The sequence below is a fragment of the Paraburkholderia kururiensis JCM 10599 = LMG 19447 genome (assembly GCF_003986935.1).
Lineage (GTDB): Bacteria > Pseudomonadota > Gammaproteobacteria > Burkholderiales > Burkholderiaceae > Paraburkholderia > Paraburkholderia kururiensis.
In genome coordinates this window covers 61,498-79,655 of record NZ_RJZE01000003.1, presented here as the reverse complement: position 1 = coordinate 79,655, position 18,158 = coordinate 61,498, and the positions used below count along the sequence as shown (strand labels likewise).

General features: G+C 64.0%; 16 protein-coding genes and 1 pseudogene. 12 read left to right on the top strand and 5 right to left on the bottom strand.

Annotation, left to right across the window (positions count from 1 at the left end):
* Positions 1-111: 111 nt before the first annotated feature.
* From PKKP23_RS04380 to dctA, 3 genes are all read left to right on the top strand, one after another.
* Complete coding sequence (locus PKKP23_RS04380) at positions 112-1,251, top strand: alpha/beta hydrolase (protein WP_126875941.1); 1,140 nt, start codon at positions 112-114, stop codon at positions 1,249-1,251.
* 134 nt (positions 1,252-1,385) lie between these two features.
* On the top strand, positions 1,386-2,303 hold the full coding sequence (locus PKKP23_RS04375; protein ID WP_026121190.1) for a LysR family transcriptional regulator: 918 nt from the start codon (positions 1,386-1,388) through the stop codon (positions 2,301-2,303).
* Positions 2,304-2,343: 40 nt separating this feature from the next.
* The gene (gene dctA, locus PKKP23_RS04370; RefSeq protein WP_240658739.1) at positions 2,344-3,738 is read left to right on the top strand and encodes a C4-dicarboxylate transporter DctA; all 1,395 of its coding nucleotides are present in this window, start codon (positions 2,344-2,346) and stop codon (positions 3,736-3,738) included.
* Between the two features lie 24 nt (positions 3,739-3,762).
* On the opposite strand, the gene PKKP23_RS04365 is transcribed toward dctA, so the two are convergent.
* From PKKP23_RS04365 to PKKP23_RS33725, 3 genes are all read right to left on the bottom strand, one after another.
* Positions 3,763-4,545 (bottom strand): substrate-binding domain-containing protein, encoded by a 783-nt coding sequence (locus PKKP23_RS04365; protein WP_126875940.1) that lies wholly within the window; start codon positions 4,543-4,545, stop codon positions 3,763-3,765.
* Between the two features lie 70 nt (positions 4,546-4,615).
* Positions 4,616-5,911 (bottom strand): MFS transporter, encoded by a 1,296-nt coding sequence (gene tcuC, locus PKKP23_RS04360; protein WP_126875939.1) that lies wholly within the window; start codon positions 5,909-5,911, stop codon positions 4,616-4,618.
* A 217-nt stretch (positions 5,912-6,128) separates the two neighbouring features.
* Positions 6,129-6,455, bottom strand: coding sequence for a hypothetical protein (locus tag PKKP23_RS33725; RefSeq protein ID WP_161978073.1), 327 nt, complete (start codon positions 6,453-6,455; stop codon positions 6,129-6,131).
* Between PKKP23_RS33725 and PKKP23_RS04355 the strand changes: the two genes are divergently transcribed.
* The 3 genes and pseudogenes from PKKP23_RS04355 to PKKP23_RS33720 form a co-directional block, all read left to right on the top strand.
* Entirely contained in the window at positions 6,454-8,022 is a 1,569-nt protein-coding gene (locus PKKP23_RS04355; RefSeq protein ID WP_161978072.1) for a CPBP family intramembrane glutamic endopeptidase, read from the top strand. The genes PKKP23_RS33725 and PKKP23_RS04355 overlap by 2 nt on opposite strands.
* A 393-nt stretch (positions 8,023-8,415) precedes the next feature.
* A complete protein-coding gene (locus PKKP23_RS04350; protein WP_126875937.1) occupies positions 8,416-8,739 on the top strand; it encodes a hypothetical protein in 324 nt (107 codons plus the stop codon).
* A gap of 12 nt (positions 8,740-8,751) precedes the next feature.
* Positions 8,752-8,949: pseudogene (locus PKKP23_RS33720) on the top strand (hypothetical protein); the annotation flags it as partial.
* A 7-nt stretch (positions 8,950-8,956) separates the two neighbouring features.
* Here PKKP23_RS33720 and PKKP23_RS04345 read toward each other — a convergent pair.
* Positions 8,957-9,784: an SDR family oxidoreductase gene (locus PKKP23_RS04345; protein WP_126875936.1), complete on the bottom strand. Its 828-nt coding sequence runs from the start codon at positions 9,782-9,784 to the stop codon at positions 8,957-8,959.
* 99 nt (positions 9,785-9,883) lie between these two features.
* On the opposite strand from PKKP23_RS04345, the gene PKKP23_RS04340 reads away from it, so the two are divergent.
* On the top strand, positions 9,884-10,828 hold the full coding sequence (locus tag PKKP23_RS04340) for a LysR family transcriptional regulator (protein ID WP_126875935.1): 945 nt from the start codon (positions 9,884-9,886) through the stop codon (positions 10,826-10,828).
* A 70-nt stretch (positions 10,829-10,898) separates the two neighbouring features.
* A complete protein-coding gene (locus PKKP23_RS04335) occupies positions 10,899-12,794 on the top strand; it encodes an SAM-dependent methyltransferase (RefSeq protein ID WP_126875934.1) in 1,896 nt (631 codons plus the stop codon).
* 341 nt (positions 12,795-13,135) lie between these two features.
* On the opposite strand, the gene PKKP23_RS04330 is transcribed toward PKKP23_RS04335, so the two are convergent.
* Entirely contained in the window at positions 13,136-14,164 is a 1,029-nt protein-coding gene (locus PKKP23_RS04330; RefSeq protein ID WP_017773546.1) for an AraC-like ligand-binding domain-containing protein, read from the bottom strand.
* Between the two features lie 780 nt (positions 14,165-14,944).
* Here PKKP23_RS04330 and tssB point away from each other — a divergent pair.
* The 4 genes from tssB (at position 14,945) to tssE (ending at position 18,158) form a co-directional block, all read left to right on the top strand.
* Positions 14,945-15,499 carry a type VI secretion system contractile sheath small subunit gene (gene tssB / locus PKKP23_RS04325; protein WP_017773547.1) on the top strand — a complete coding sequence of 185 codons (555 nt, stop codon included), beginning with the start codon at positions 14,945-14,947 and terminating at the stop codon, positions 15,497-15,499.
* 66 nt (positions 15,500-15,565) lie between these two features.
* Positions 15,566-17,071 (top strand): type VI secretion system contractile sheath large subunit, encoded by a 1,506-nt coding sequence (gene tssC, locus PKKP23_RS04320; protein ID WP_017773548.1) that lies wholly within the window; start codon positions 15,566-15,568, stop codon positions 17,069-17,071.
* A 78-nt stretch (positions 17,072-17,149) separates the two neighbouring features.
* Positions 17,150-17,635 carry an Hcp family type VI secretion system effector gene (locus PKKP23_RS04315; RefSeq protein WP_017773549.1) on the top strand — a complete coding sequence of 162 codons (486 nt, stop codon included), beginning with the start codon at positions 17,150-17,152 and terminating at the stop codon, positions 17,633-17,635.
* Between the two features lie 67 nt (positions 17,636-17,702).
* Entirely contained in the window at positions 17,703-18,158 is a 456-nt protein-coding gene (gene tssE / locus PKKP23_RS04310; protein ID WP_126875933.1) for a type VI secretion system baseplate subunit TssE, read from the top strand.

Below are 18,158 nucleotides of genomic sequence, written 5' to 3'. Positions count from 1 at the left end.
GACCGGGCTTGACCGCGAGCAGGGGGCCAGAGGAAGTTACGGCGGCCCGCGACGGATTCGCCCGCCGCGTGCGTTAAAGGAATTCATGCCCGGATAACGGAAAGGACGAACATGCGCTCCACCCCCTGCTCACGCGTGCTGGCTGCTGCCGCCCTCGGACTCTTGCTGCAGGTTGCGTCGGGATGCGCCGGGCAGGCGGCGTCTGTCGAAGCGGCCGCGCCCGCGCAGCCGAGGACCGATCCGCTGGTGCTCACGCCAGTGCCGGTCGTGCAGGACGGCCGGCTCGAGGTCGCGACGCCGGCGGGCCGGGGCGTTGTCCCGATTCACGTGACGCGCGACTGGTCGGTGCCGCAGCCCGACGTGACGCGTGCTGTTGTGGTCATTCACGGCTGGCCGCGGCGAGACCTGACGTCGGCGGAGCGGGCGGCGGTCGAGGCGGGGCCGGCTGCGCAGCACACGGTCATCATCACGCCGCAGTTCCTCATCGCCGCGGACATCGAGGCGCATCACCTGCCCGGCGACATGCTGCGCTGGGGCCGGGACGGCTGGAAGACGGGCTACGACGCCCACGGGCCCGCGCCCATCAGTTCGTTCAGCGTGGTCGACACCATCTTCGCGCGCCTTGCCGACCGGCGGCTCTTTCCGTCGCTCGAACAGGTCGTGCTCGCCGGGCACTCGGCCGGCGGACAGTACGTGCAGCGCTATGCGGCAGTGGGCCGCGGGCAGGCGCCGCTGCTCGCGCAAGGCATCGCGATCCGCTACGTGGTGGCCAATCCGTCGTCGTATCTGTATTTCGGCGAGGCGCGGCCCGTTGCTACGTCAGCCGCGTCGTGCCCGCGCCTGAACCGCTGGGAATATGGGCTCGATGGCGGTCTGCCGCCCTATGTCCAGCAACCCGTCTCCGTGTCCGCCGTCGAAGCGCATTACTTGGCGCAGGACATCGTGTATCTCCTCGGTACGGCAGACATCGATCCGAACCACAAGGAACTGGACCGTTCATGCGCCGCCGAGGCACAGGGCCCTACGCGCTTTGCACGCGGGCTCGACTACGTCGCCTGGCTGCGCACCCAAAGCGGCGGGCATCTCGGCCAGCGCGTTCTCGAGGTGCCAGGCGTTGGACATAGCAGCACCCGCATGTACGCATCGCCGTGCGGCAGGGCGGCGCTGTTTGGGCGGGTGCCGGACGCCGCGCCTGACGGCGCGAATCCGGCAGCCGACGGCCAGTGCGCCATGGCGGACCCACCCGGCTGATCGCGACGAGACAGACACATCGACGCAAGCCATCGACGGGTTCAGCACTGCGCGCAGACGAAAGACCCCTCGGCGCGGTGCGTCCGGCTCAATCGGGCAAAATACCCGGGATCCAGGATGCGGAGACTGGCCCCGTGGCGATTAACTTTGATTTGACGGACTTGCAGGCGTTTCGCGCCGTGGTGGAGTTGGGAAGCTTCCGCAAGGCCGCCGAGGCGGTCAGCATTTCCCAGCCGGCCTTGAGCCGTCGGATCGACAAACTCGAAGAAGCGCTCGGCGTGCGTCTCATCGAGCGCACCACGCGCAGCGTCACGCTCACCACCGTGGGCCGCGTATTTGCCCGCAGCGCCGAACAGCTGCTCGACGATCTCGACGTCGCGCTGCTCGGCATCCGCGATGTTTCGTCGAGCCGCCTGGGCCACGTGACCATCGCGTGCGTGCCTTCGGTGGCCTACTATTTCCTGCCGAACGTCATCGCGAACTATCATCGCCGCTTTCCACGCATCAGGGTCAAGCTGCTGGATTCGAGCGCGAACGAAGTGCTGGGCGCTGTTATCAGCGGCGAGGCCGACTTCGGCGTGAGTTTCATGGGCAGCCAGGAGTCCGACATCGAGTTCAAGCTGTTGCTGCAGGAGCGCTTTGTCGTGGCCTGTCGCCGCGACCATCCCCTCGCGCGCAAGAAGCGCGTCACGTGGAACGAGCTTTACGAGCACGAGTACGTGTCGGTGGACAAGACTTCAGGCAACCGCCTGTTGCTCGACCAGGCGCTTTCGGCCGTGGCGCCGCGTGCGCCGAGCGTGTGCGAGACGCGGCACGTCACCACGATGCTCGGGTTGGTGGAAGCGGGGCTCGGCGTGGCTGCGGTGCCGTCGATGGCCATGCCCGGACAGGATCACCCTGTTCTCACGAGCGTGCCGCTCGTCGAACCGGCAGTGAAACGGCGCGTGGGCATCGTGAAGCGGCGCGGACGGCCGCTCACGCCGGCCGCAGAGGAATTTCACCGGGCGATCATCGAAGCGAAGCGCGGCGGCATGGCCCGCAGCGCTGCATGAACGCGACGACGATAGAAAAGACTGGAAGGAAGACAGCATCGTGAGGTGGGCAAGACCGCCGGGTTCGTTGTACGTGCAGGTCCTCGTGGCCATGGTGCTTGGCGTGACCGTCGGCCATTTCTGGCCGACTGCGGGCGCGATGTTCAAGCCGCTCAGCGATGCATTCGTTGGCCTCGTGCGGATGATGATCGCGCCGGTCGTCTTTTGCACGATCGTTTCGGGCATCGCGTCGCTGGCCAACGGCAAGGCGATCGGACGCACGATCGTGCGGGCGCTGGCGCTCTTCTATCTCCTGACTGCGGCAGCGCTCCTGTTGGGGCTCGTCACCGCATTCGTGCTGCGGCCTGGTGCCGACATGCACATCGATGTGCATCGTCTGGATTCGAGCATCCTCGCGCCCTATACGAAGCATGCGCAGGCGCACGGGCTCGTGGACTTCGCGCTGAGCGTGATCCCGGACACGATGTTCGCCGCCTTCGCGAAGGGTGACGTGCTGCCTGTGTTGCTGCTCTCGGTGCTGTTCGGCTTCGCGCTGAACGCACATCCGCAGGCCGGTCGGCCCGTGCTGGCGCTGATCGACGGCATCGCCGAGATCGTGTTTCGCATTCTCGCGATGATCATGCGGCTCGCGCCGCTGGGCGCGTTCGGGGCGATGGCGTTCACGGTGGGCCGCTTCGGCATTGGCTCGGTCGGCTCGCTCGCCATGCTGATGGTGTCGTTCTACGTGGCATGCGGGCTCTTCGTGGCGCTGGTGCTGGCGTCGCTCGCGCGACTGCACGGTTTCTCGCTCTGGCGGCTCCTGCGCTACCTGCGCGAGGAGTTGCTCATCGTTCTCGCGACGTCGTCTACGGAGCCGGTATTGCCGCGCCTGATCGTCAAGCTGGAGTCGCTGGGCTGCGACAAGGGCGTTGTGGGGCTCGTGCTGCCCGCGGGCTACTCGTTCAACCTGGACGGCACCGCGATCTATCTGACGCTCGCCTCGTTGTTCATTGCGCAGGCGTGCGACGTGCCGCTTTCGGCGACGCAGATCGCGACGATGCTCGCCGTCATGCTGCTCACGTCCAAGGGCGCAGCGGGCGTGTCCGGCAGCGGGTTGATTGCGCTCGTCGCTACGCTCGCGGTGATTCCCGATCTGCCCGTTGCCGGGGTAGCGCTTCTCGTGGGCATCGATCGCTTCATGTCCGAAGCGCGCGCCCTGACGAGCGTGATCAGCAATGCCTGCGCGGTGATCTTCGTGTCGTTGTGGGAAGGCGCGTGCGATCGTACGCGGCTTGAGCAGAGGCTCAGCGGGGCCGCGCCGGGCGGCTCGGGCGGCGGCGATGATGCCGGTGATGAGGCTGTGACCCAGGCTGTAACCCCGGCCGCAACCCCCGCCGCAACCCCCGCCGCAACCCCCGCCGCAACCCCCGCCCGGCGTGACGGAAAAGCCGGCTGACGCAAGCCTTCCCGCGGTCTTGTCTCAATGTGCGGAAACGGAATCGAGACCGGTCGCTTTCACTTCGGGCTGCACGCCGGGTGAGGCGAGATAGTCGAGCAGCGCCTTCGCTTCCTTCGGATGTTGCGCCCCGACGGGGATGCCCGCGGCGAAGCGCGTGACCGACTGCAGAGACTCCGGAATCTTGCCGACGAAGGTCGCGCCCTGCACGGGCAGCAACTCGCTCACCTGCTGGAAGCCGATTTCATCATCTCCGTTCGCGACCACCGACGCCACGGGAATTCGCGGAATCATCTTTGCCTTCGATTTCACTTCGTCCTCGATACCGAGTTTCTTGAACAGCTCCCGCTCGATATAGACGCCGCTCGCGCTGTCCGAGTAGGCAATCGACTTCGCATGCAGCAGCGTTTGCTTGAGCGCTTCGGGCGAGCTGATGTCGGGTTTCGCCGCGCCCTCGCGCACGACCATGCCGATGCGCGAATCGGCCAGCTCGACCCGCGATCCGGGAATGACTTTGCCTTGCTTGATCAGATCGTCGAGCGCGTAGCCGACCATGATGACGGCGTCAGCGGGCTCGCCACGCGCGAGCCTGTTCGGAATCGCTTCGGGCGATTTGCCCATCGACGGGCCGAGCGCGGTTTCCAGCGTGTCGCCCGTCTGGGCGGCGAAGCGTGGGCCGAGCACCTTGTAGGCGGCGGTGAAGCCGCCCGAACTCATGACGTGCAGGTCGGCGGCCTGCACGTTCGCCGCCGCTGCGGAGGTGGCAACGAGCGCGGCCGTGCCGAGTTTCAGAAGCAGATTTTTCATGGTTGAGGTGGGGGGTGTCGTGTGTGTGGTTCGCGAGGATACGGACGGTCTGGGCATCAGTGCGTCGGCATTAGTGTGCCGGCGTCAGCGTCGCCGCGCGGCGGCGATAGAGCGCGAACGTTGCGCAGAGGGCGCACGCCGCGGCGAGGCTCATCCAGTAGCCAGGGGCAGCCTTGTCGCCGGTCATGTGGATGAGCGCCGTCGAGATGGCCGGCGTGAAGCCGCCGAACACGGCTGTCGCGAGGCTGTAGGCCAGCGAGAAGCCGGCAACGCGCACCTGGACCGGCATCACTTCCGTGAGCGCCACGACCATCGCGCCGTTGTAGATGCCGTACATGAACGAGAGCCAGAGGAGCACGAGCAGCATGTTGACGAACGACGGCGCGTGAGCGAGCAGCGAGAGCGCCGGATAAGCCGTGGCGATGGTCAGCACCGTCATGCCGACGAGGAGCGGCCGGCGGCCGATCTTGTCGGAGAGCGCACCGCCCACCGGCAACCACACGAAGTTCGACACGCCGACACACAGCGTGACGAGCAGGCTGTCTGCGGTGCTCAGGTGCAGCACTGTCTTGCCGAAGGTGGGCGCATAGACCGTGATGAGGTAGAAGCTCGTGGTGGTCATCGCCACCAGCAACATGCCGGCGATCACGACGCCCCAGTTTTGCAGCAACGTGCCGAACACTTCCTTCATGCCGGGGCGATGCTGGCGCATCTTGAATTCCTGCGTTTCTGCCAGATTGCGGCGCAGCATGAAGATGAACGGCACGATCATGCAGCCGACGAAAAACGGTACGCGCCAGCCCCACGCGGCGATAGCCGCGACGCTCAGCCATTGATTGAGCGCGAAGCCGAGGCCCGCTGCGATGACGATCGCGACCTGCTGGCTCGCGGACTGCCAGCTCGTGAAGAAGCCCTTGCGGCCAGGCGTGGCCATTTCGGCCAGATAGACCGACACGCCACCCAGCTCGGCACCTGCCGAAAAGCCCTGCAGCAGCCGACCGAGCAGTACGAGCGCCGGCGCGAGAAGTCCGATCGTGGCGTAACCGGGGATGAACGCGATGAGGATGGTGCCGCTCGCCATGATGGAGAGCGTGACGATGAGGCCCTTGCGGCGGCCGGCTTCGTCAATGTAGGCGCCCAGCACGATTGCGCCTAGCGGGCGCATCAGGAAGCCGGCGCCGAAGACGGCGAACGTCATCATCAACGAGGCGAACTCGCTCTCGGCGGGAAAGAAGACTTTGGAGATCTGCGTGGCGTAGAAGCCGAACAGGAAGAAGTCGAACTGCTCGAGGAAATTGCCGGCCGTGACGCGAAAGACCGTGGCGGCCTTCGGATGTCCAGTCGGAAGGCTAGACGAGGGGTGCATCGAGGTGTCTCCTGAAATCCGGAAAATGCGCGGGGGTCTGGGTGTTTGTGTTTTGGGCAATGTTCGCCCGAAGCCGGAAAAACGATAAGTGCGATTTTCGGAACGATTGATGTGATTTGATTATCAATCGCCGGATGAGCTTCGCTGCTGCCCTGCAATCCGATTCGCATCGTTTTTCAGGGCGCGGAGTCGATAACGCCGTGCGAGATTTCCCCGCTCAAGATTGCCTGCCGGATGCCGTTAATGGCAGATGGCTCATAGGGTTCATCGCATAGGGTTCGTCGATCATGCGTAAAACAACATCCAGATTCATGGCGCTTTGCGCTTTCGCTGCGTTATCGATTGGCAGCGCCGCCGCTTCGGAAGGTACGGATATGCGGGTCGACGAACTCCGCGCGTCGAGCGAGGCAGCCCGCGTCGTGGAGAACAGCGAGAAGGCCGCATACGACCACACGCTGGCATCGTATCGGCGAGCGATGCTTGAACACCCGGCCGATGCCGCGCTGGCATTGTCGGCATGCCAATTCAGTGAGCATTTCGGCATGTCGGAAGAATTGACCTGGGCCGACGCGGCGGGAAAAGACTTCGATGCCTGCCGGGAAACCCTCGAAAGACAGCATGCGTCGGATGTGGAAGTCGAGTTGTTCCTGCTCGAACACAAGTTCGGCGAGCCGGCGATTGCGTTCGGTGAGCCGCTCGTGCCGCGCGCCCGGAACTGGTCTTCATCGCAGCAGGCACGTTTGCATGCCGCGCTTGCACGCGCCTACGCCTACGTGAAGAACGACGAACGCGCGGGCCAGGAGGCCGTTCTCGCCACGCAGCTGGATCCCGCCAGCGTGCAACTCGTTCCCGCCATGCGCTATCTCGTCAAGAAGGGCGACCCCGCCGCGGCGACCCGGTTGCTCGAAGCGGCGCCGTTGCCGAAGTTCGCGTGGGCGGAAACATCGCGGATCCGCACGGCGACGGAGATTCTTCCCGGAAATGCCGCAATCGATGAATTGCATCGCGCGCAGCGCGCCGGGTTGAAGATCGATTCCTATACGGCGGCGCGTGCCCTGGAGCGTACCGGAGACGCCGCCGGCGCGGACGCTCTGCTGAGCGCCGACAAGGCGTCACGCAAGATCGGCACACCTCAGGACCGGCAATTCCGCCTCGACGTGGCCTTCGCTGCCGCCGACGCGAAAGCCGCCGCCGACGTCATCAGCGATCAGTACGCGGCAACGAAAGATGCAGGCCACCTCGTTTCGGCGTACGCCCGTCTGCTTCGGCTCGATCCGTCACTTGCCGCGCGCGCGGATCTCATTCCGCTCGCGTGGGCGCTTGCCGGCTGTCTGTTCGCCTTTGTCGCGGCTCCGGCGCTGCTGGTTTTTCCGGTCCACTATCGCGGCACCGTTCGGCAACGCATCGGTAAGCCCTGCGTGCCGCTGTTCGAGCGCATCGGATTGCGGCATGCATGGCTCGCGCTTGCGATCTTGTTGCTCGCGCTCTACGCGGTGGCGATGCTCCGTTTCGGAGGCCACACATCGATATCGCCTTCGGGAAGCGGTGTTGGCCGCATGGGGTGGCCGAAGCGCGTCGCGGTGTCGCATCTGTGGACGCTGTTGTTTTGCTCCATCGCGCTCATTCCGGTCGGCAGGCTGCTTTCGTGGCGTGAATGGACCGGCAGCGGCCAGTGGAACAAGCGGTGGTTTCTGCTTCCGGCGGCGCTGCTCGGGGTGGCCGCCTATCAGTGGTTGCGGCACCGCGCTGCCATGCCGCCTGTCTGGTCCGACGCCACCTGGTCGGTTGCGCTCGTCCATGGCGCGCAGTCGCTCGGCGGCATACCGCTTGCGCTGGCGATCATGTCGGTCTGGGTGCCCATCATGGAGGAACTGGTCTTTCGCGGCTGCCTGCTGGGCGGGCTTTCACGCCACCTGAGCTTCGGCTGGGCCAATATCCTGCAAGCGCTCCTGTTTGCGGGCTTGCACCACGACGGCCAGCACTTCGTCTACCTTGCTGCGTTTGGCTTGATTGCAGGGTGGCTCGCGAGGAAAACGAAAGGATTGGCGATGCCAATAGCGTTCCATGCCCTCAATAACGCGCTTTTCGTGTTGATGGTGGCGGCTCGTTAGGATCACACAGCGACCGCTTCGGCGTACCGATCGCCACTTCGCGCCCGGCGTGATCGCAGCGGCGCTCAACCGCTATACGTGGTGCGATCTCTCCTGTAACGGATGCCGATCGTCACATGTCGCCGCCGTCCATTTTCCGAACTTCGCAAGGAATACCTGTCAGCCCGCCGAGCGGGGAACACGTCGCGGGCGAGCGCAGCGGTGCCCCCGAACTCATGCAGAAGCGCAGCCCTGTGTACGGCGTGCTTGCGGGACTTGGAAACTTCGAGCGCAACGCCGCGCGAGACGGCCCGCCTATGAGAGGTTGAATTCGATGCGCAGACAGGCGCGTTTCACGTCTCCGGCGCGGACGGTGTCCGGCGGCACATTGATCCCGAAGCCCATCTGGGCGGGATGGCCGGGTACGGCGGCTACAAGACCGCATTTCATCTGGGACAACTGACAGTCGTGGTCTACCGCGATCTGCGTGAAGTGACGGAGGACGAAGACGAGGAACCAACCGCGGTCGACCATCCACTCGACATGATGGAAAAAACGAAACAAGTCGAAGCGCTCGGCGCACCCTATGTTGCGAAGATCCATGGGATCACGCACATCTACGGCAATGAAGCGCTCGTAATGGACACGTACAGCGCTGCGACCCGGTCCATCACGGGAACGACGGTTCTGGGAGATCACTCGAGGCAGGTGTACGACGTGAAGCTCCTGACGCAGTGATCGGTCGAGAGTCTCACTGCGATCAAAAACTGGATGATTGAGCGCAAGGTTCGGATTCCCGACATTCAGTTTCTGATCGGTCGCGACGGCACCTTCCATCTCGCGGACTTCGAGGACGTCATTGCCGACTCGCCGCCGCGCGCCAACGACCTGAAGGCAATCGACACGTACCTCGCGCTTGCGCAGGCGCGTGTCGACCGCAGTGCCTGATAGTGGTCTAGGCATCTCCCATCACCGAAAAGGCGATCTCCTTTTGCGCCTCCAGGATCTCGAGCTGTTTCATCAGCGACGTGCGGATCGATTCGTATGCGAACCTGCCTAGCGTCAGCCGCAACGGGGCAGATGGGTTGTCGATCGTCGCGATCATCGCGTCCACCGTCTTTTCCGCGTCTGCAAATTCGAAGTAGCCGTTTTCGAGCGCACGCCGGATGTCGCCCACGGGCGTCGCGTCGTACACCGGCATCGGTTGTGCGCGGTCGAGGCCGGCGCCGAAGTGGGTGCGCGTGGCGCCGGGTTCCACGATCACGAAATCGATGCCGAACGGCAGAACCTCCTTCGCAACAGCTTCGATGAAGCCCTCGATGCCCCATTTCGTCGCGTGGTACGCGCTGAAGGCCGGGTAGCCGACGCGCCCGCCTTCCGACGACACCTGCACGATGCGTCCGCCGCCTTGCTGCCGCAGACGCGGCACGACTGCGCGAATCAGCTGGATCGAGCCGGTCAGATTGGTCGCGATCTGCCGTTCGATCTGCGCGTCGTCGAGTTCCTCGGCCGCGCCGAAGAGCCCATAGCCCGCGTTGCTGACGACGACGTGGATGTGCCCAAGCGCAGCAAACGCCTGTGCGACGGTGGTGCGGATCGTATCGACGCGCGTCAGATCGCATTGCGCGACATGCAGCCGGTCGCCGTATTGTTCGCGCAGATCGTCCAGGCTGCCCGGCGTGCGCAGCGTCGCCACGACGCTGTCACCCCGCGCAAGCAGCTGTTCTGCCATTGCGCGCCCCAGACCGCTCGACGCGCCCGTTATCAGCCAGTTCTTCGCCATGCTCCCGCTCCGTTGAAGGTTTGAGCGTTCATGCTAGAGCGGTATGATTCGCCGCAGAAGTGCCGCCAATCCGCATCACGTGTTGAAGGAAATTCACCAATGGGCAAACCGACGCTCGCCGATCTGCAGGCTTTCATGGTGGTCGCCGCGCGGCGCAGCTTCGTGCAGGCGGCCGGCGAACTGGGCTTGTCGCGCTCGGCGCTGAGCCATGCCATGCGCGGCCTCGAAGACGATCTGGCCGTGCGCCTGCTGCATCGGACTACCCGCAGCGTGTCACTGACGGAAGCGGGCGAGCGTCTGCTCGCGCGGCTGCGCCCCGTGCTCAGCGACCTCGATCACGTGCTGGACGACGTTGCGCGCGACGACAAGGCGTTGCGCGGAACCCTGCGCATCAACGGCAGCGATGGCGCGATCCGGCAACTGCTGCAGACCGTCGTGCCGCGTTTTCTGGCGATGTATCCGCAGATGGAGCTGGATCTCGTGTCCGAAGGGCGGTTCGTCGACATCGTCGCGGAAGGTTTCGATGCCGGCATCAGGCTGGGCGAAGCAGTGCACAAGGACATGATCGCGGTTCGTGTCAGCGAGGATTTCCGTTTTCTGGCCGTCGCGTCGCCGCGCTATCTGCGCAAACACGGGCGGCCTGCCGTGCCCGAGGAGTTGCAGGCGCATCGTTGCATCCGGCAACGGCTGCCGGGCGGCAGGCGTTATCGCTGGGAATTCGCGCGTCATGGCGAGGCGATCACGATCGATCCGCCAGGTGCGTTGACGCTCGACAGCAACACGCTGATGGTCGAAGCGGCACTGGACGGACTCGGCATCGCCTACGTGCCGGAGCCCTATGCGCGCGAGGCGCTGGCAAAAAAGCGGCTCGTCGCGGTGCTGAGCGACTGGTGCCCGGCGATTCCGGGGCTGTTTCTGTATTTTCCCGGCAACCGGCATATTCCCGCCGGATTGCGTGCGTTTATTGATTTGTTGCAGGAGCAGCGGGGCAGTGCGAGCGGCGGGGCCGCGCGACCATCGCGCCAGTCGCCGCACGAAAGCTGAAACGCGTGGCGTTTCGCTTGCACCTGACGTTACGTTACCTTTTATGGTTAGCCCGACGACTGGGAAGGCCATGCAACTAAAAATCGGCGAACTGGCGAAGAAGGTGGGGTTGAGCATTCGGACCCTGCATCACTACGACGCAATCGGCTTGCTGTCACCGTCGCAGCGCACGGACGGCGGCGCGCGCCTGTACGGGCGCGACGACCTGATCCGGCTTCACCGTATCGAGGCGTTGAAACGGTACGGCTATTCGCTTGCCGACATCATGTCCAGCCTCGACGGCCCGTTGGCTGACGCACCGCTGCACATTCTGCAGCGGCAGATCGCGGAACTCGATGCGCAGGCACTGCGCGCGCAACGCCTTGGCCGCCATTTGCAGCACCTGGTCGACATGATCGCCGCCGGCAGCGAGACCACGGCGATCGACTGGCTGGACGCTCTGGAGCTGATGGACATGTACCGCAAACACCTGAACGACGACGAACTCGACACGCTGCTCGCATCCGGGCCGGATACGGTTGCGCCAACTGACCCGTCATGGACCGAACTCATCGACGAGGTGCGGCGCGCCGTGGAGCAATCGCTGCCGGCCGAAAGCAGCGCCGCGCAGGCGTTGGCCTGGCGCTGGATCCGGCAGGTGGTGCGAATGACCCGCAACAATCCGGCACTGGCCACGAGGTTGATGCTGATGCAGCTCGGCGAACCGCGCGCCCAGCAGATCGTCGGCATTACAGCGCAGATGTTGGCGTGGATCGACGAAGCATTCACGCACGCGCGCTGCGCGTTGTTCGCGAAGCATCTCAGCGCGCCGCAGACCGAGGAAGTGCGGCGGCGTCAGTTCGCCGCCACGAACCGGCAGGCATGGCCGGCACTGGTGATCGAACTGAGAACGCACATGCAGGCGGGCGTCGACCCAGGCGCCGAGCCGGTACAGGCCATCGTCAGGCGCTGGCAGCAGCTGTTTCGCGATAGCTTCTGCGGAGACGATGCGGCCCTGGAGGCGCGTATTCGCAATGCCTTGATGCAGGAACCCGATCTGCAACTGGGCGTGGGTCTGGACGATGCGCTGCTGGCCTATCTGCACAAGGCACACCTCGTCGGCAACGACACGGCGGTGCCGGTTCAGGCAGCGCCCAAGCCCAGCGCGTTGAAGGTGGCCGTGCAGCGGGCTGCACATCAACTGCTGGACCGACCGCTCGTGCTGGACGATCCTGTCGCGTTGACTATCCTGGACGCAGAAGAAATACAGGCGCTTCGCGACAACCTCGAAACGTTCCGTCAACCAACGTCTTTAGGGATGCGAAGTTCGGTGGTCGTGCGCAGCCGGCTGGCCGATGACGTGTGGGCCGCCGCGATCGAACGCGGCGTGCGCCAGTACGTCGTGCTCGGCGCGGGGCTTGATACGACTGCGTACAGGCATCCCGATGCGCCCGGTCGACTCTTCGAAGTCGACCTGCCCGCCACGCAGACATGGAAGCAGACGCGCTTGCGCGAGGCCGGCATTGCGGTGCCGCCATCGCTTCGCTTCGTGCCGGTCGACTTCGAGAGCGTGGGACTTGCCGAGGGCCTGGCGCGCGCGGGTTTCGATGCCGACGCGCCGGCCGTTTTCAGTTGGCTCGGCGTGACCATGTATCTCGACGAAGCGGCAGTTGCCGAGACTCTACGTTTCATCGCCGGCTGCGCCAAAGGCAGCGCGGTGCTGTTCGAATACGCACTGCCGCTGTCGAGCATGCCCACCATGATGCGCATCGCCATGGAGCAATTGACGGCGCAATTCGCGCAGCGCGGCGAGCCATGGAAGAGCTTCTTCGAACCTGCCGCGCTCGCCGGGATGCTCGGCACGCTGGGGTTCAGCAGCAGCGAAACCTGGACCCCAGACGAGTTGAACCAGCGTTATCTCGCCAACCGCACGGACGGGCTGAATATCGGTGTGGCGCCCACGCGTCTGGTTTTGGCGACGGTCTGATCCTGGTTGCCGGATTACGTGATGGATATCGCCTGGCTTACCTGACTGCTTCCTTTTTGGCTACGACGGGTGTCTTCCCGCTGGAGGAAGTGCGCGCAGCGCTCGAAAAGCTCGCGACGGGGCATGCGTGCGGCAAGGTGCTCATTCGCACGCGCAGTTGAGCCGGAGCCGCGCCGCGATATGTGACATACGCGACGTACGCGACATATGCGACATATGCGACATATGCGACATATGCGACGTACGCGACGCAAGAAGTGACGCGTGTGTTGGACGCTTCCAGGATGACGGCCCGCTGGTTCGAGCCCGGCGGACCCATGTGCCTGTCTGCGACGCCTACCTCACCGCATCCGCGCAATCCAGTCGTGCCAATCGTCGGCACTCGCCGTTTGCACTCGCGCGGCGTCGCCGCTCAACGCCAGCATGCGCACCGCGCGCGGAGACAAGCCAATCGACCGGCGGAACGCGCGGGCAAAGTTCGCCGCGTTCGAAAATCCATGCTCGGCAGCGATGTCGGCAATCGATATGCCACGTCGTGCTGGGTCCGCAAGCATCTCGCGGCAGCGGCGCAAGCGTCGTTCGCGAATGTATGTCGCGAAACCGCCTTCCTTCTCGAATAACCGATAGAGCGTAGCGCGCGATATGCCGTAAGCGAAGGCCACTTGCTCCGCACTCAATTGCGGATCGTTCAGCCGCTCTTCCAGGTGGCGGCAAATCGATACGAACACGCACTGCTGAACGGCGGCCGCATGTTCCGGTTTCACGCTCGCATTCATGACCGAAGCGGCAAGCTGCAACGTGGCCGGCAGTACGGCTTTCGCGCTTGCGATCGTCATCTCGGGGCCGTGCTTGTATAGCGACGTCAGATGTTCGCGAAGCAGAGACACAGTGGGATCGGTGCCGCGAAGCACCCGCATGCTGTATTGGTCCGGCGCGTCCAGCAGCGGCGACAGCAGACGGCGAGGTACGGCCAGATTGAGAAAGTTGCTTTGCGTGGTTTCGGTTGCGAGCGGCTGGGCCGCATCCACGATAAAGAGGTCGCCTGGCCGGGTACACGACTCCGGGCCGCCGTCGCGGGCGCGGCAACTGCCGTCCAGATAGAACTGCAGAACATAGTGGTCCAGACCATCACGCCCGATCTTCGCATTGGAGCGGTTGTAGCGCTGCGTCCCGGTCTGTATCGATCCCAGCACCACGTCCCCATACTGATATCCGTTCACGCGGGTCTTGAAGCCGGCGTCGCGCGACTCGGAGGTTTCGGTGTCGAAGATGACGTTGACCGCTTCGCGCCAGGCCGCGAACTGCTGGGCGCGCGGCAGGCCGCTGGTATCGAAGTGAGAATGAGGCAGAGCGTTCGGCGTTGGGTTCATGGTCCACGTGGGTTCCGGCTGCGTTCTGGACTGGATCGTTGTACGTCCCGGGCGGGCATGGCAGGAGCTGAACGTGAGATACCTCGCCGGGCTAACAGGGCTAACGGCCGCGCGGCCCAATACTTTAGAGCGGCAGATCTACCGGCGTGCGGCAAAGGGCAGAGGGGTGCCGCACTCGTCGAGTGTCATCCTGATGTCACATTGAGTAAGGCGTATTGACGTATGCATTCGGGCAGAGTCCGCCACCACGTCGACGGCCGCCGCGAGTGAGACAGAACGACAAGTATTTGAGACACCCTGATACGTTGTTTTGCGCGGTCCGATTTTCGCTGAACCAGGCAGTACGACGCAAAAAGTCTATGGTTAAATGCCGCCTGAATTTGGAGACACTACAAACCTGAGGCTGAGCGCCGATCGTGCTCCGGCTCAAATCAACTCATAGATGTCACGGTTCTTTCCGGTGCAGCCATACCCCTGACCAGGGTGACGTTCACGGCCCGGAAGAATCGCGGGGACGAGCGCCGACATGACCCCGGCGTTCGATACGGCAGCCTGCCATCCGCGCAAGGTTCGCCACCGCCGTGTGTGAGTGCCCTGGTTCGCAGGAGTCTGAAGAAAAGCGCTCACGTTAGCGGCATTGCGCCAGCGGCCTGCCGCCTCGCTGTCGCAAACGGACTTCCGCGCGCTTCGACCAACCATTTCGCTTCGTACTGCCTGCCTCGCGGCGAGCGTGGCATTCACTTAGTAACACTAAATAGCTGAGCGTTTTCGGAGAGATCCATGTCGAACAGTTTGCAGAAGTGGGTAGGGCGCAACCGTCCGCCGCGTGTCCAGATCACCTACGACGTCGAAGTGGGCGATGCCGTGGAAAAACGCGAGCTTCCGCTCGTGGTCGGTCTGCTTGCAGACCTGTCCGGACAGCCGGCTACGCCGCTGCCCAAGTTCAAGGAACGTCGCTTCGTCGAGATCGACCGCGACAACTTCGACGAGATCATGGGCAAGATCGCCCCGCGTCTCGACCTCTCCGTGCCCGACACGGCGAAGGGTGAGGGCAATCTCAAGATCGAACTGAATTTCCGCAAGTTCGAAGACTTTCACCCCGAAAGCATCGTCAACCAGGTGCCGCGCCTCGCGAAGCTGCTCGAAGCGCGCCAGCAGTTGCGCGATCTGCTTGCCAAGCTCGATGGCAATGACGAGCTGGATTCGATTCTCGAACGCATCGTGCAGAACAGTGAGGCGCTGAAAGAGGTTCAGAGCCAGGCGCAATCGAGCGATGCCCCGGCGACAGCATCGGCCGAGCCGGCTGCGCCCGCAGAAGACGCTCCGGCAGCGTGACGCATCGCGAAAGACTGCTCAATCTGCCTCTGACCGGGGCGCAACGAATTTTCTGAGGTGATCGGAATGGCAAGCAATCAGGCGGCCGGCGCGGCCGCGCGCGAAACCACGGCTCTCGACGCGACAAGCGGCGAATTGAGCCTGCTCGAGCAAATCGTTCAGGAAGGGAACATGGCAGTCGAGCCTTCGCAGAACAGCTATGCGAAGAAGCTGATCGGCCAGCTCGCATCGCAGATTCTCGACGAGGGCATGCGTACGAGCCCGGACAAGAGCGTCGTCGCGATGATCAACGAGCGCGTGGCCGAGATCGACCGGCTGCTCACCGATCAACTGAACGCAATCATGCATGACGAAGCATTCCAGGCGCTCGAAGCGTCGTGGACGGGTCTGCACGACATGGTGTTCGGCACGGAAACGGGCCCGCAACTCAAGCTTCGCCTCATGAACGTGACGAAGAAAGAGTTGCTCAAAGACCTCGAAACCGCCGTCGATCACGACATGAGCACGCTCTTCAAGAAGATCTACGAAGAAGAGTTCGGCACGTTCGGCGGCCAGCCGTACTCGATGTTGATCGGCGACTACTCGTTCGGTCGTCATCCGCAGGACTTCGCACTGCTCGAGCGCATTTCGAAGGTGGCGGCCGCTGCCCACGCGCCGTTCGTCGCCTCCGCTGCGCCGAGCCTCTTCGACCTCAAGTCGTTCACGGATCTCGGCGTGACGCGCGATCTGTCCAAGACCTTCGAGAGCGCCGAGCTGGCCGCATGGCGCAGCTTCCGCGACTCGGAAGACTCGCGCTACGTCTCGCTCGTGCTGCCGTCTTACGCGGCGCGCCTGCCCTACGGCGCGAAGACGAAGCCGGTGGAGAGCTTCAACTTCGAAGAAGACGTGGACGGCACCGATCACAGCAAGTACCTGTGGGCCAACTCGGCTTATCAACTCGGCCTGCGCATTACCGATTCGTTCGCGAAGTTCAGCTGGGCCACGGCTATTCGCGGCGTGGAAGGCGGTGGCAAGGTCGAAAACATGGTGGCGCACGCGTACAAGACGGGCGAGGGCGACGTCGTGCTCAAGTGCCCCACCGAAGTGACGATTACCGACCGCCGCGAGAAGGAACTGAACGATCTGGGCTTCATCGCGCTCGTCAACTCGAAGGGTTCGAACTTCGCAACGTTCTTCGGCGGCCAGACGACCAATCGTCCCAAGGTCTATAACAAGGACGCGGCCAATGCCAATGCGCAGCTTTCGGCACGTCTTCCCTATGTGCTCGCGGCATCGCGTTTTGCGCATTACCTGAAGGTGATCATGCGCGACAAGGTGGGCAGCTTCCAGGCGCGCAGCGACATCGAGGCGTTTCTCAACAACTGGATTGCGGACTACGTGCTGATCAACCCGTCGGCCTCGCATGCGCAGAAGGCGCGTTTCCCGCTGGGCGAAGCCCGCGTGGATGTGACCGAAGTGCCGGGCAAGCCGGGCGCATACCGCGCAACGTGTTTCCTGAAGCCGCATTTCCAGATGGAAGAACTGACGGCGTCGATCCGGCTCGTGGCCGAACTGCCGGCCGCCGCGGCGTGACGTCCCCGCGTGCGGCACCGGCCGCACGCCGCAACTTCGCTTTTCATCTTTTGAGTCACCTTTCGACAAGAGACAGTCATGGATACCGTTCTGCTGCATTTCAAGGACATCAAGGGCAATTCGACGCTGGAAGGCGCGACTGACCACATCGTGCTGTATTCGTACTCACTGGGCGTGGCGATGCCGATGAATCACGACGTGGGCCGCACGGAGCGTACGCTCGGCCGCCCGAACTTCCAGGACTTCGTCGTCACGAAGGCGTCCGACCAGTCCACGCCGGCACTCTACGGTGCCTGTGCCGGCGGTACGAAGCTCGGCGACGCCAAGATCTCGATCGGGCGCAACGAGGGCAGCAAGTTCATGCCGCTGCTGGAGTACACCTTGAGCGACGCCATGATCTCTTCGATCAATACGTCGGGCGGCGGCGAATCGACCGACAGCGTGACGATCAGCTTCTCGAAGATCACGACCGTTTATACGCAGCAAAACGTGGACTCGACGAAGAAGGGCACGGCTTCGTTCGGCTGGGATCTGGCCGCAAACAAGGCCGAGGCACCGGCCTGAGCATCGGCTGCGCGCCGCTGTCGGATGCTGGAGATCGGCAGTCCGCACTATCTGGAGTTTTCGTGCCATGCCGGCAATCGTCAGCGGTTCACCGATGCCCCTGTTCGACCGCCTCGCCGCCAGCGGCGAGGCGCAGCTTTCCAGCGCCGATGCGCTGCGGGACTCGATCGCGCGCGACCTCATGAGACTGCTCAATACGCGCTCGCACCTGACGTTCGGCGAATTCGCCGGTTGCGAGGGGACCGTGCTCGACTACGGCGTGCCGGATTTTTCGGAGCGCTCGCTGCAATCCGGACCGGACCGTGACGCGATTGCCGCTGTCATCGTGCGCGCGGTATCGCTGTTCGAGCCGCGCCTCGCCGATGCAACGGTGACGTTCGCCTTTCCCGCAGGTCACGCGCAGCACGCGACGTTGACCATTGCGGGGCAGATGCGCGCGGGCCTGGGCGTCACGCACGTGGCGTTCGAACTTGCGGCCAACGGACATACGTTCGCCGATGCGCGAGGCGCGAACCGGGGCTGA